The following is a 13,784-nucleotide window of genomic DNA, read 5'->3' on the forward strand; positions in this document are numbered from 1 at the left end:
GTGTGCGCAGCCGTGTCCCCCAGGGACAAGAACTCCGCCCGCGTGATGCTGGTCCGGGCAGGTTGGAACCCGGACGGTGTCGAGGGCGTAAGACCGCCGGGGCCGCTGGACCCAGAGGCTGCCTGAGCCGTAAATCCCCGCTCAGCCCTGGAGGGTGGAGAATCCCCTCCCTCCAGGCAGGGGAGCCTTCAACATTCCCGGGGTCGGGCGGGGCTGCTACAGCCTCGACCCCGTCGGCCTCCTGATCGGGCTGCACGCTTGCACCACGGAGTCCGACTAGAGACTGTCGTCAAAGCGTCACGCCCACATCGGAGCCGATGCGAGGGTCACGGTCCCTCGTGGTTCAGGACCAAGGACGATCGGGCGCCCCATCGACGCGCTGGGTGCCATCACGGTCGTCTCTCCAGCTCGGGCGCGTGGTGAGGAAGGACAAGTCCTCTCCATGACCGTCCGTCACATTGCGTAGCCTCGTGCCCTCTTCGCCGGTGAGCGCTGTGAACCACGAGGTCAGGTCGTCGTCGCCGGTCGACCAGTCGACGTACTCATGGAAGCGGTAGAACCAGTAGGTTCCGCAAGAGGTGCACTGTTGCAGGGACTCCATGTCATGCGTCGACTCGTACAAGGTGCGCAGGGCGCGAAGCTCAGGACGGTGACAGCAGTCGATGTAGTGGGGTGTCTCCACGAGATCCTTGATCCTTTGCTCGGCTGATCGGTCCCGCTGGTATTCAGTTCCGTGGCGCATCGAGGTGCATCCGCCTCCACGCTCGCGGTACCGCATCCGCCGCCGCACCTGCAACGGCAGGTCGCCGAACACCGCGCCCACCTTCAGGCCAGCTGATGACGTGAAGCATCCTCCCGCAGCACCGGGTGCCGCTACCATCCTCACCCGCAGCAGGCCGCGGACGTGGGGTCGTGGCAGGGGCACCCGGGCTGCCGGAGAACCGGCGGCTAGTGGGTGAAGCGCAGATAGTCGAGGTTGAACCCGCCGGTTTCGCAGTAGACAGTGATCGTCTGCTCCCCGGCCGCGAGATTCACCGGCACGTGGACGGACTGGTACGTCCCCCAGCCGCCCGTGTCAGGCACCGACACCGTTGCCAGCTTGGCTGAGCTCTCGTCGCGCAGGGACAGGGCGTTGGATGCGGTGGCGCCGGTGCCGTTCGCGACACGCAGCTCGAGATCGTAGGTGCCTGCCTGCGGCACGTCGACGCGGTACGTGAGCCAGTTGCCGGCCGCCGTCCAGCCCACGTCCCTGCCTGCGCTGGCAGCGGGGTTGCTCTCGATGAAGTTGCTGCCGTCCGCGGACCAGCCGTGCTGATCCGTGTAGCCCTCCGCCTCGATCTTCTCGCCCACCGAGACGGCGTGAGGTCGTACGGTCAGGTGGACGGTCACCCGGTCGCGAGCTCTGCCGTCGGTGGCGTAGAAGGTCATGTCCTCTTCGCCGGCGGTGGTCGGGTGGATCGTGATCAGGCCGGTCGCCGGGGCCACGCCGACGCCGTCCGGCAACTCGTCGGCGTAGTACGCCAGCCGGTCCCCATCGCGGTCGGTGGCCTGCAGCTGAACGCGCACGGTGCTGTACTGGTCGGCGACGATATCGGCCGCTCCGGCGAGGACCGGGGCGTGGTTGCGGTGGCCCGAGGGAGCCTGGCCCTTCCACCGGTAGGTGGCGAAGGAGGCCGCCGGGACGGTCACCACGAACGACTGGCCCGCGACGACGATCCGGACCTTGCTGTCGGTGCTGTTGCTGTTGCCGATGACTGCGACGTACTTATCGGCACCGGAGCGGAACACCACGTTGCTGATGCCGTGTTCTGCGGCGCTGGACTCGACGCGCACGTCACCGGGGGAGAGGTACTTGGCGAACTGCCCCATCCCGTACAGCTCGTCGCGGACCGTGAAGTCCTTGGTCGTCGTGTTCACCGTGACCAGCCGGTTGGGCCACTTGGTGGTGGCGCCGACCTTCTCCCAGTCGATGTTGTTGTCCCGGGCGGGTGTCCAGTGCAGAGTCCCGCCATCCTGGTCCGTGGTCTGGGCCCACAGGATGTAGGAGCCGGCATCGAGACGGAAGTCGCTGAGGATGGTCTGCGGCGGGGGCGTCGTCGAAGATGCGGTGGTAGTTCTTGGTCGCCGTGCTGTTGGGATCCCGCCAGTCCCAGAAGTTGAAGTCATGCACGTAGAGCTGGGTATCGAGGTGGGCAGCCCGGAACTCGCGCTTCATGGCCAGGGCCAGCTTCTGCTGCTGGGCGATGCTGATGTCCATGGCCGGGTAGACCACGTCCATGCCCGGCTCGTTCAGCAGTGTCAGGGCGTCAACGGGTATTCCGTGCCGGGCGTAGGCCTGGACGTACTTGACGTAGTAGCGCGCGAACACATCGATGCAGTCGTCGCGCAGCTTGCCGACCTGGTAGTAGTCGGTGGTGCTGCCGGGCTTGAGTGCGACCTCGCCGGTGAACTGGTTGTTCGTCTTCATCCACGCCGGTGCGCTCCATGCGGAGGCGAAGAAGGTTGCCTTCGGGTTGTAGCGCTGGATCAGCTTGATGGTGTCGACGATGTGCAGGTCGATGTCCCGCTGGATGGAGAAGTGCTTGAGACCGAAGTCCTCCGTGACGCCTGCGGGGAGGTCGTCCTCCGACCAGAACGGGAGATGTTCGATCAGGTCGGGGCTGCCGATCGTCAACCGGAACCGGTCGAGGCCCGCACCGCTCTTCGGGTCGACCAGCAGCCGGATGGCGGCCTCGCGCTGGGCGGGGGTGAGCTTCCACAGGTTGGAGACGCTCGTCTCGTCGAGGGAGAACCCGATACCCGTGTACTTCTGCAGAGTGGTACTCGGATCGACGACCACACTGGCATCGGTGGCGGAGTCCGTGTCATTGCCCATGCGCAGACTGGGCAGCGGCTGCCATGCCTGCGCGCCGCCGGTGGAGTAGGTGCCGGTCACGACAGAGTTCTGCCGGGCCGGTTCGCGTGCTGCCCGGTCGGCGTGCGCGGTGGGACCCGTGCCGACCAGTGCGGTCAGTGCCGTGACGGCGATGGCGGCGATCGCGGTGAGAGAACGTCTCACAGCTTCTCCTGGAGTCTGGGGAGTGTCGGGGACTGATGCCGCGCCGGGTCGGTGGCGTACGGGCCGTTCCGGTGGCTGCGGCACACGTGATCAAGTGGTGTGCGAGTGCTGGCTGTTACGGCGTGGAGCCCGCAAGGCGGCGACGCAGCATGACTGCGCTTGTAAACCGGAGTCGGCGGGACCGCCGCCGTCGCCGCGGTACGAGCGCCGTGAAAGGCGTTCACTGTTACAGGTCCTGACGTGGCGACAGCCACCGCATCGCCCCCTCCCGCCTCAACGATGGGTTGGATCCAAGCAATTTCACTGGTGTTAAGTCAAGGCATGAAGAAAGTGAGCTTCGGTCGGGGATCACCGGCGGTCGGCGGCGCAGCGGGCGTCATCAGCGCTTCTGCGCAGGGAAGTTGGTGGAAGACAACCGCCTCGACCGGTCTGTGCAGCCGCGACGTCTGCGGGTCGCTCTGTCTGACCTATCGCCCTCGATCGCCGCCACACCGCAGGTCCGCTCCCGGCTCTTCGGCCCGGGTCTGATGGAGATCCGATCCCAGACCAGTCGCCCTTCCCGCCCGCCAACCCACACGGCACGACTCCGCGCCGGCGCGACCACTTGGCGGCCGCGGTCCTGTCACGGCTCTGGACAGGGAGCGGCACCTCTGAAGGGAACACAACGTCGTGGGGACGAGGGCGGGCTGCCCGGTGCACACCCGACAGAGGTGAGAGAGATGTCCGAGCCCGGAACGTGAGCCCGGGTTTGTCCGGCGAGGAGGTGCGGCTCGACGGATGCGGCTGCCGTGCCCGGTCCCATGCCGGCGGCGAACCACACAGCCCATCCCGGCGGCCCGATCCTCGACCTCAATGACGAAATGCGTGGTTCAGGCCAACCATGCGAATGCTCAGCCGGGTCGAATCGGCGCTTTCCGCCGACGCCCATATTTCCTCCCTCCCGAGTTCCCTTCCGAGGCCCCAACCGGCGTCGGGCGTCGGGCGGCATTTAATTCCGATCGGCCGGTCCTTTTGGTCAAGCACGTTCCCAATGCAGGGTCCCGTGCCCGTCGCTCTGCGGCGCAGGGACGCCGGGTTCGGGCGGCTCGGTGTCGCCGCTTGCACCGGGCCAGGGAGAGTGCGTGGCGGCTGCTTCGGCCCGTGCTCTGGGGCTCGACAAGGTCCCAGTGGCCGTCTTATGGCCAAAGGCGGACACTGGATGGTGTCCTCGTTGCCCGGGGAGTCCGTTCAGGGCTCCGCCGGGCAGAGCGACACCTGGGCGGCCGCATTGACAGTGTCGGCTACCGAGTATCTCAAGGGGCCTTTCACATGGTGCGATCTTCAGGAATTTCGACACCTGAACCCGATACATCGGAACACAACAACGGACACGTCGATTCAACAGTTGCTCTCCAGAACCATTTCGCTGAAATCCTCGCCGAAGTCCTGCAGACGGACAAGGTGGCGATCGACAGTAACTTCTTCGAGGAGTTGGGTGCGAATTCCTTGGTGATGGCGCAGTTCTGCGCACGGGTCAGGAAGCGGGCGGACCTGCCTTCGGCCTCCATCAAGGACATTTATCAGAACCCGACGATCCGGAGTCTCGCCGCTGCCATGAGTGAGGCCGATCCCGGGCCCTCCGAGCCGCCGACGACGACGGCCGAGGAAGTGCCCCGCACGAGTACGCTTCGCTACGTCCTCTGCGGAACAATGCAACTGCTGCTCTTCCTGGGATACGTGTTCGCCCTCGGAGTGGCAGCCGCCCGCGGGTACAACTGGGTCGCCGCAGGCGAGGATGTACCCCATATCTACCTCCGGGCAGTGGTCTTCGGCGGTGTCGCCTTCGCCGCTCTGACCGCCTTCCCGATCGCGGCCAAATGGATTCTCGTGGGCCGCTGGAAACCCCGTGAGTTTCCCCTGTGGGGATTCACATACCTACGTTTTTGGATCATCAGGGTCCTGCTGCACGCCAACCCGATGTTCTTCTTCGTGGGCAATCCGCTCTATGTGGTCTACCTGCGATGCCTCGGCGCGCGCATCGGCAGCGGGGTCACGATCCTCTCCCGCCGTATACCGGTCTGTACGGACCTGCTCACGATCGGCGCGGATACAGTCCTGCGCAAGGAGTCGTTCTTCCTGTGCTACCGGGCGCAAGCAGGGCGTATCCAGACCGGCAGGGTCACCTTCGGCAGGAACGCCGTGGTCGGGGAGAAGACCGTGCTCGACATCAACACCTCGCTCGGCGACCATGCGCAGCTCGGCCATGCGTCCTCGCTGCACAGCGGCCAGAACGTACCAGCCGGCGAGTACTGGCACGGTTCACCGGCGCAACGCGCACAGATCAGCGCGATTCGGGTGCCGCCGGCGCGGTGCGGTCCAGTGCGCCGTACCGCCTACGGCCTGGTCACCATATTGCAGGTCCTCCTGGTGGTCGTGCCGCTGGCTGTGGGCGGCTCGTACATGCTGCTGGCCACGGCTCCTACGGTGGCCCACATCGTCGGGTCCGAGTCGACGTCCGCGGAAATCACCTCGGCGCGGTTCTACACGGACGCGCTGCGCACGTCCCTGGTGGTCTTCTTCGGGTTCGTCGTCCTGGGCACCGCCGCGTTGTGCACGATTCCGCGTCTGCTGGGCCGACTGGTCAAGCCCGATACGGTCTATCCGCTGTACGGCCTGCATTACTCGGTTCACCGCACGATCGCACGGACAACCAACGTCAAGTTCTTCAAGCGACTTTTCGGCGACAGCTCCTTCATCGTGCACTACCTGAGGGGGCTGGGATACAAGCTTGCCCCGGTGCAGCAGACGGGCTCGAACTTCGGCACTGAAGTGGAACACGAGTCGCCGTTCCATAGTGCTGTGGGCACCGGAACGATGGTGGCCGACGGGCTGTCCGTGGTGAACGCCGATTACTCCAGCACGTCATTCCGTGTCTCGCGGGCAGCGATAGGCCGGGACAATTTCATCGGGAACAATATCGCCTTCCCTGCCGGCGCCCGGACGGGCGACAATTGTCTGCTGGCGACAAAGGTGATGGTGCCGCTCGACGGCCAGGTCCGCGAGGGAGTCGGTCTGTTGGGCTCGCCGCCCTTCGAGATCCCGCGGTCGGTGGAGCGGGACAGCCGCTTCGACCACTTGCTCTCCCCTGACGAGCTACCCCGCCACCTCGCCGTGAAGAACCACTACAACCTGCGCACCATCGGTTTGTTCCTGGCGCTCGGCTGGCTGTATCTCTTCGTGATCACCCTCCTCGGCATGTCAGCCGCTTCGTCGCCCGGGGTCGTGGGACACGTCATGTTCGCCGTGTCCGCGGCGGTCACCCTGGTGTTCACGTCGTTCTACCTCATCCTCGTGGAACGCCTGGCCGGAGGATTCCGCAGACTGCGGCCGAAACTGTGCTCGATCTACCACCGGGACTTCTGGCTGCACGAGCGCTTGTGGAAGCTGCCGGTCGAATATTTCCATATCTTCAACGGGACCCCCTTCAAACCGTTGGCCTGGCGCTTGATGGGCGCCCGGGTCGGCAAACGGGTCTTCGACGACGGCTGCTATCTGACCGAGCGCACACTCGCCACCATCGGCGACGACTGCACCCTCAACCTCGGCAGCAGGATCCAGTGCCACTCGCAGGAGGACGGGACTTTCAAATCCGATTACATCGAGCTGGGCAACGGTGTCACCCTCGGTGTGGCGGCCCACGTCCACTACGGCGTGATCATGGGAGAAGGTGCCACGCTGGCACCTGACTCATTCCTCATGAAGGGCGAAGAAGTCCCCCGGATGGCCCAATGGCTCGGAAACCCCGCCACGGAGGCGAAAGCCGCCAAGCAGCGTTGCGCGGTACGGGCGCCGTGACCTGACCCTACGGTGGGCCGGCAGGCCCACGCGGTGCGTCCTGCGCCCGGGCACGGGCGCAGGACGCACCGCGTTACTCAGCGCCATCGGTCTCCGGGTGGCCGGGGGCCCAGTGCTCTGGACGTGGGGCGATGCTCTCGAAGAGGTTGGCGATCAGCTGGTCGGCGAATTCGGGGGTCAGGGGCTCCGCCGGCATGAGCAGCCGGTGGTAGCAGGCACCCCAGAGCTGGTCGACGACCGTCTCGAGGTCGGCGTCCTCGCGGACCTGCCCCGACTGCCGTGCGAGCGTGAGGCGGTCCACGGCGAGTTCGCGGCGCTGGCGGACGTAATGAGCTGTCAGCGCGGCCGCCAGTTCGGGATCGCTCTGAGCGGCTCCGATGAGTTCGGCGACGACGAGGCCGTTGTGGCGCAGGTGGTCGACGAATGCGTGGAGCTGGGTGCTGAGGTCGCGCCGGACGTCACCCGTGTCGGGAAAGGCGAGGGTGTCCTCCACGGCATCGGAGTAGGCCTCGAACGCGAGTGCCCCGGGCGATGACCACCACTTGTAGAGGGTCATCTTGCTGACGCCGGCACGTTCGGCGACCTTCGCGAAGGTCGCGCTTCGTATGCCCTCCGAGAACAGCAGCTCGGCCGTCGCGGCCAGGGCTGCCCGGCGTACGTCCTCCGCACGGCGGCGACCGCGCCCCGGCTTGAGCCGAGGAGCGTCGGGGACATCGGTTCGCTCCATGTGCGTACTCCACGTTCGTCAGTGCCCTGCAACGGCGGCACCCCTCAGGCCCTCGAAGTATATAGACACTCAGTCCACATATGTTAGTGTACGAGTCGTCCATATAACTGAGGAGGGGTCTCCATGACCACCATTGAGCAGGGACCCGAGCGCGTCGCGATCGTGACCGGAGGGTCCGGCGGGATCGGAGGGGCGGTCGCTCGCCGGCTGGCAGCCAGCGGGATGAAGGTCGTCGTGCACTACGCGGGAAGCGCCGAGCGGGCCAAGGAGGTCGTGGAGTCGATCACCGCGGCCGGTGGAGAGGCAAGTGCAGTGCCGGGAGACGTCGCTGAGGCTGTGGAGGTGGAGCGGCTCTTCGATGTCACCGAGGAGCGCTACGGCCGGGTCGACGTCGTGGTCAACACGGCCGGGATCATGTTGCTGGCGCCGGTGGCCGAGATGGACCTGGACGCGTTCGACCGGATGCACCGGATCAATGTGCGGGGCGCCTTCGTGGTCTCGCAGCTTGCCGCGCGCAGGTTGCGGAAGGGCGGTGCGCTGATCAACATCTCGACTTCCATCACGCGGTTGCAGCAGCCGACCTATGGCGCCTACGCGGCGACCAAGGGTGCGGTCGAGGCCATGACGCTGATTCTCGCCCGTGAGATGCGCGGCCGGGACATCACGGTGAACGCGGTGGCTCCAGGGCCGACCGCCACGCCGCTGTTCCTGGACGGCAAGAGCGAGCAGCTGATCAACCAGATCGCCTCCGCCCCGCCGCTCGAGCGACTCGGTACCCCCGAGGACATCGCTGAGGCCGTCGCCTTCCTGGCCGGACCCGGTCGGTGGGTCAACGGCCAGGTCCTCTACACCAACGGCGGCATCGCCTAGCGCCCTCGTCCGTCGGCGCCCCTGTTCTCGGCCAGGGTGACGCCTATCCTCAGGCGGCTCGAGTGGTGCGCAGCGATCTGAACGCGGCCCGGAGCTCCTTCGTGAAGATGTCCGGCACCTCCCAGGCCGCGAAGTGGCCGCCGCTCGGGGCTTTGTTGAAATAGATGAGCTTGTGGTAGCTGCGCTCGGCCCAACTCCGTGGTGCCTGGTAGATCTCGCCGGGAAACACGGTGATGGCGGCCGGGACGGAGACCGACACGGCGTTGAAGTTGTTGGCGTTGTTCTCCCAGTAGAGGCGAGCCGAAGAGACCGCGGTGTTGGTCACCCAGTAGAGCGTGATGTCGTCGAGCATCTCGTCCACGGTGAGCACCCGCTGGGGTTCGCCGCCGCTGTACGTCCACGCGGCGAACTTGTCGTACATCCATGCGGCCAATCCGGCCGGCGAGTCCGACAGCCCGTATCCCAGGGTCTGTGGCCGGGTGACCATGATGGCCGAGTAGCCCGAGCCCGTCTTGTAGAAGGTGGCCAGTTTGTCGTATGCGGCTTTCTCGTCGGCGGACAGCCCGGCTGGGGCCGGGTCGCCGCAGGCCAGTTTCTCTGCGATATCCGGGGGTACGGTGGCCGGGAAATTCACATGGATACCGAGCAATCCTGCGGGTCGCTGCATCGCCAGTCTGTCCGAGATCACCGCACCCCAGTCGCCGCCCTGGGAAACATAGTGCTTGTACCCCAGGCGCTCCATCAATGTGGCCCATGCGCGCGCAATGCGGTCGGGGCCCCAGCCGGTGCTCGACGGTCTTTCCGAAAAGCCGTAGCCGGGTATGGAGGGTATGACGAGGTGAAAGGCTTCGTCGGCGCGGCCGTCATGGGCTGTTGGGTTGGTGAGCGGGTCGATCACCTTGAGAAATTCCAGGATCGAGCCAGGCCAGCCATGGGTCAGGATCATCGGCAGGGCATGCGGATGGCGGGAGCGCACGTGGATGAAATGGATATCGAGTCCGTCGATCTTGGTCATGAACTGCGGCAAGGAATTCAACTTTGCCTCGACGTTCCGCCAGTTGTAGGAAGCTCCCCAGTAGCGCGTGAGGTTTTGCATCGTGGCCAACTGGACGCCTTGAGACTGATCGCCGACAGTCTCACGGTCGGGCCAACGTGTCGCCATGATGCGCCGACGGAGATCGGCAAGATCCTCTTCTGCGATATTGATGCGGAAGGGACGAATGCCCGCGCTTTCGTGTGTCGCAGTCGGCGTCCGAAGGGGCAGGTCGAAAGCCCCTGTGGTCGCCGCGGTCATAGCGGCAGCCGAGGCGGAAAGGAACGTGCGCCGAGAGTGCCGCGAGGGGGTTTCGGGCATGGCAGACCTCCTTGGGTGATGCGCAGGCTTTCGCGAAGGGACTCGCGACGACGTCACGCCCCAAATTGCCCAACGGCGAAGAGAGTGATCTGGCAGGGAATTCCTGCGAGCCAGGGCTGCGACATCCAGCAGGCAGCGGCAGGCGCCGATGAAATGCTTGGTCCACCACGGGTATCGTGACTGAACGTAACGTTATGCAGCATTGTGTGAACTCGCAACTCGGGCCCCGGATCTGGCGACGAGCTGCAGGTCAGCCGAGCAGCGGGCCGCAGATAGTGGAGGGCAGGGCAGTGAGGGCCTGGCCTTCCGGGCGGTCGACGGGCCCACCGGCCCATGCAGTGCCCTGAGTGCGCGCCTGACCGGTCGAGCCGAGTCGGGCCCGAGTCGCACGAGAGGGGCAGGCCGACGGGAAACGCCCCTGGGCCGGCCTGCCCCTCTGCTCTGTGTGCCGTCAGGTCTGCGCCGGACTTACGGGTAACTGACCAGGTAGGCCACATTGTTGCTTGCGGTGACCTGGTTGCCGGTGTTGTCGATGATGTGGTTGATGGTTCCGGCGCCGCCCAGGACCGTGGTCACCATGCTGTGGAACTTGACCGTGGACGTGGTGGGCGCCTCGATGCCATGGCCGAGTACCACGGAGGGGTTGTCGCGGAGGTAGGCATACACACCCACACCCCATGCCTCGTGGGAGGTGACCGAGTTGGCGACCTTGTACGAGGCGTAGCCGAGGTCGCCTCCACTCGTGGTCCAACTGGACTGGTTGGGCACGTCGTAGGGAGTCTCGCTCTGGTAGAAGTACGTGCGGCCGCCGTTGCCGTTCCAGGTGGTCTGGTACTTCTGGTAGTGCTCGACCGCCAGACAGTACATGGTGACGTTGTTGCCGTTGACGATCAGCCCGTTGACGGCGGGGTTCGTCGTCCAGCCGACGCCGTTGGAGTGGTCCCCACGCCACAGCCACAGGTCGTCGCCGATGACGTCATTGCTGTTGATCACCAGTGTCTGGGTGGCCTTGCCGGCGATGTCCCCGCCGATGCGGAAGAAGACATCGTGCAGCACGATCGGGTCGGCGGAGTGACTGGCGCTGGAGCCGGTCGGGCCGACCTGCATCAGGGTGTTGGAGTTGGTGGTGTTCGCACTGATCAACAAACCGGCGATGTCGATGCCGTCGACGTCGGCCGTGGTGATCGCGGTGACGCCGTTGTCCGGCACGAGGGTGGCCAGGCCCAGTCCGAGGACCACCGTGTCGGGTCGGGTGATGTTCAGAGGCGCCGAGAGGTGATACACGCCAGGGGTGACGATCAGGTTCTGACCCGCGGCAAGCGCGTTGTTGATCGTCGTGGCGGTATCACCGGGCTTGACTATGTAGAACTTGCTGATGGGCAGCGAACTGCCCGGAGCGGTTCCGTTGACCCAGTCCGGGCCCTGCACATTGGTGCGCACCGACGGAACGAACACCTGCCAGTTGCCTGAGTCGTCGACGTAGATGAACGGCTTCTCGCGCATCACCGGGCTCTGGGCGACGGTGGTGTACTGCGGATTGGGGAAGCTGGTCGCCGGTGCGCCGGTGTCGCCAACGAAGACCATGTTCCAGTTGTGCCCGGTCCAGCCGCCGTTCAGGGCGCTGTTCTGGGTGAGGAACTGCTGCTGGGTCCCGGAGTTGATCTGGCCCGAGATCCGGGAGTTGCCGATGTAGCCGCCGCTGGACCAGTTGGTGCTGGTGCCGTGGATGTCGTCCCAGAGCTTCATGTTGCCGTGCACGTCCATCCGCCGGAACGGATCGGCCTGCGAGACGGCCCACATGGTGCTGCCAGAGCTGGGGCTCACCGACATGTTCTCGACGTCGCGCCAGAAGTTCTGGGTGGCGTTGCCGTCGTTGGTGTGGCCCTCGACGTGCACACCGCCGCCGGTGATCGACACCTGGGTCGGTGACAGACCCAGCCCGGAGACCTGGGTGTAGTAGCCGACCGGTATGTCGACGTTGTACGTGCCGGGCGTGAACAGCAGGGCGTTGCGCTGGGTGCCGAACTCGTTGGTCTGCTGGGTGCTGTAGACCGAGTTGATCTTCGACTGGATGGTGGACACCGGCATCGACGGATCGAACACCGTCACATTGGGGCCGAAGTCCGGGGTGTTGGGCGGCGGGGTGATGCCGCCGGAGAGAGAAAAGGACTGGGCGCTGGTGCCGTTGCAGGTGTACTGCTGTAGTTGGACGCTGTCGGCGGTGGACGCGGACGGCACATCGAGGCACTTGCCGCTGTTGCGGTTGACGAAGTGGTACCCGCCGGAGGCCTCTGCGACCGGCAGCCACTGCTGGTTGGCACCGCCGCCGTAGAGCCACAGCTGGGTCAGCGCACCGTCGGCGGTGGAGACGTCGGTCTCGTCCCAGACCTGATTCGGTGCGGAGGCCGCCCCGATCCGGTAGTAGCCGCTGTCGGTGGCGGTGAACTGCCAGGACTGGGCGCCGGTGCCGTTGCACGTGTACTGCTGCACGGCCGTGCCGTTGCCGGTGGCCGCGGCACGTGCGTCCACGCACTTGCCGCTGTTGGCGTTGACGACGGTGGTGGGGGAGGTGGGGATGGTCGCCGCGCCGGCGCTCGGTGCGGCGAGCAGCGTGATGCCGGCGACGGCCAGCAGCAGAACGGCGGTTGTGAGAGCGGCTGTGCGTCTGCGGGGACGGGGGGCTCGGACGAGCACCGCGAGAACGTCGGTCACACGTGTCTCCTCGGTCGCGTTGGGGTCGCGCGATGTTGGTCGGAAGGTAGGCGCCGCCCGCCGGGCCGTCAATACACAACAAAAAATAAGCCGTGAACTATGCTGCCAGGAAAGGGAACTGAGCTGGTAGGCGCTGTCACGAACGGACGGTTGAGTCCTGTATCTACAGGAGTCCCCCTCGCCCGTCGGCGATGAACCGCGTCAAGGACTCCTCCAGCAGCTCCAGAAACTGCCGCAGGTCGTCGGCCACCCTGTCAAGTTCCAGTTGAAGGTGATGAGGTCAGCGGCGGCGAGGTTCAGGTGGGCGAGCGCGCGCGACGCGGCCAGGTCGTCATAGCCGGCCAGCCGGACGGCTCCGGTCAGTAGGCTCCTATCTGCGCGACCGGGGTGTAGGTTCCTGCGCGACGGCCAACTCAAGGGCGACGCCATCCACACCGTGACACTCGGCGCCGTCCGGCGGTACGACCCGCTCTTGACCCTAGGGGTCAGAGTCATCCCCTAGCGCATCCGAGGTCAAAGGGTCCGGGGCCGATACGCCTGTCGGACCCAGGTGTGGTCGCCATCGGGTTGAGCGCTACGGAGACCTGGCAACAGCCGAGGCACGGGCTCAGGAGCAAGCTCCGACCCCACTGCGGTGAGATTATGTGAGTATTTGAGGCAAATGAGAGCTTGATGAGCATTCTCTTATCAGGGTGGTGTTTTTCCGTTTTGGGCGATTCGGGCGTGCAGGATCTGATTCATCCCGGCCCACCCGGCCAGGCGACCTGACGGAGCATCACGCTCCATCGAACGGAGAGGACACCCTCGATGAGTAACAGAATCAAGCGGGCCGCGGCCCTTGGCGTGGCGACGATCGCGATGAGCGCCGGGGTCGTGCTCGGGACGGTCGGCAGCGCCTCCGCCGCCACGGCTTACCACGGCCCGGATCGTGACCACGCCCGGCACGGCTGGCACGACTCGAACTACGGGAACCGGGGGCGGAACCTGGGTCACTACAGGCACCACCACCACAAGCGGTACGGCCACGAGGGGCGCGCCTGGCACACCAGCGACCGCGACTGCCGCCGCTAGACCCGGCCCAGGCTTCACTTTCACAGAGGCGTTGAGCCGCTTCACCAAATGCCTCCGATTCCTCCCCGGCCTTCAGGCCGGGGAGGAATCGGACCCCTGCGGAGCAGGGCAGGAAACGGGGTTTCGCCCCCAGGGCGAAAGACCGCCCACATGATCGG

The 13,784-nt window shown here is 65.8% G+C and carries 9 protein-coding genes and 1 pseudogene; 4 read left to right on the top strand and 6 right to left on the bottom strand.

Features of this window, described 5'->3' with window-relative positions; genetic code table 11:
* Positions 1–126: pseudogene (locus ACWDA7_RS42950) on the top strand (RNA-guided endonuclease TnpB family protein); the annotation flags it as partial.
* A 217-nt stretch (positions 127–343) separates the two neighbouring features.
* Here the strand turns inward: ACWDA7_RS42950 and ACWDA7_RS42955 are convergent.
* The 3 genes from ACWDA7_RS42955 to ACWDA7_RS42965 form a co-directional block, all read right to left on the bottom strand.
* Positions 344–682: a hypothetical protein gene (locus ACWDA7_RS42955; RefSeq protein WP_450612299.1), complete on the bottom strand. Its 339-nt coding sequence runs from the start codon at positions 680–682 to the stop codon at positions 344–346.
* 266 nt (positions 683–948) lie between these two features.
* Complete coding sequence (locus ACWDA7_RS42960) at positions 949–1,917, bottom strand: carbohydrate-binding protein (RefSeq protein WP_450612301.1); 969 nt, start codon at positions 1,915–1,917, stop codon at positions 949–951.
* Positions 1,835–3,058, bottom strand: a complete 1,224-nt coding sequence (locus ACWDA7_RS42965) for a hypothetical protein (RefSeq protein WP_450612302.1) — start codon at positions 3,056–3,058, stop codon at positions 1,835–1,837. Before ACWDA7_RS42965 ends, ACWDA7_RS42960 begins: the two co-directional genes overlap by 83 nt.
* A gap of 1,308 nt (positions 3,059–4,366) precedes the next feature.
* Here ACWDA7_RS42965 and ACWDA7_RS42970 point away from each other — a divergent pair.
* Positions 4,367–6,892, top strand: a complete 2,526-nt coding sequence (locus ACWDA7_RS42970) for a Pls/PosA family non-ribosomal peptide synthetase (RefSeq protein ID WP_450612314.1) — start codon at positions 4,367–4,369, stop codon at positions 6,890–6,892.
* 73 nt (positions 6,893–6,965) lie between these two features.
* On the opposite strand, the gene ACWDA7_RS42975 is transcribed toward ACWDA7_RS42970, so the two are convergent.
* Positions 6,966–7,619: a TetR/AcrR family transcriptional regulator C-terminal ligand-binding domain-containing protein gene (locus ACWDA7_RS42975; protein ID WP_450612304.1), complete on the bottom strand. Its 654-nt coding sequence runs from the start codon at positions 7,617–7,619 to the stop codon at positions 6,966–6,968.
* 123 nt (positions 7,620–7,742) lie between these two features.
* On the opposite strand from ACWDA7_RS42975, the gene ACWDA7_RS42980 reads away from it, so the two are divergent.
* Entirely contained in the window at positions 7,743–8,489 is a 747-nt protein-coding gene (locus tag ACWDA7_RS42980; RefSeq protein WP_450612306.1) for an SDR family oxidoreductase, read from the top strand.
* Between the two features lie 49 nt (positions 8,490–8,538).
* Here ACWDA7_RS42980 and ACWDA7_RS42985 read toward each other — a convergent pair whose 3' ends face one another.
* Both ACWDA7_RS42985 and ACWDA7_RS42990 read right to left on the bottom strand, forming a co-directional pair.
* On the bottom strand, positions 8,539–9,843 hold the full coding sequence (locus ACWDA7_RS42985; protein ID WP_450612308.1) for an epoxide hydrolase family protein: 1,305 nt from the start codon (positions 9,841–9,843) through the stop codon (positions 8,539–8,541).
* Positions 9,844–10,311: 468 nt separating this feature from the next.
* Positions 10,312–12,555, bottom strand: a complete 2,244-nt coding sequence (locus tag ACWDA7_RS42990; protein ID WP_450612310.1) for an RICIN domain-containing protein — start codon at positions 12,553–12,555, stop codon at positions 10,312–10,314.
* 807 nt (positions 12,556–13,362) lie between these two features.
* On the opposite strand from ACWDA7_RS42990, the gene ACWDA7_RS42995 reads away from it, so the two are divergent.
* On the top strand, positions 13,363–13,626 hold the full coding sequence (locus ACWDA7_RS42995) for a hypothetical protein (RefSeq protein WP_450612312.1): 264 nt from the start codon (positions 13,363–13,365) through the stop codon (positions 13,624–13,626).
* Positions 13,627–13,784 lie beyond the last annotated feature (158 nt).

The organism is Streptomyces sp. NPDC001156 (assembly GCF_053598275.1).

What these genes read in the sequence shown, in the direction of transcription:
- ACWDA7_RS42970 (WP_450612314.1), top strand. Translation starts at nt 4,367, where the DNA reads ATGGTGCGATCTTCAGGAATTTCGACACCTGAACCCGATACATCGGAA.
- ACWDA7_RS42975 (WP_450612304.1), bottom strand. Translation starts at nt 7,619, where the DNA reads ATGGAGCGAACCGATGTCCCCGACGCTCCTCGGCTCAAGCCGGGGCGC.
- ACWDA7_RS42980 (WP_450612306.1), top strand. Translation starts at nt 7,743, where the DNA reads ATGACCACCATTGAGCAGGGACCCGAGCGCGTCGCGATCGTGACCGGA.
- ACWDA7_RS42985 (WP_450612308.1), bottom strand. Translation starts at nt 9,843, where the DNA reads ATGCCCGAAACCCCCTCGCGGCACTCTCGGCGCACGTTCCTTTCCGCC.
- ACWDA7_RS42995 (WP_450612312.1), top strand. Translation starts at nt 13,363, where the DNA reads ATGAGTAACAGAATCAAGCGGGCCGCGGCCCTTGGCGTGGCGACGATC.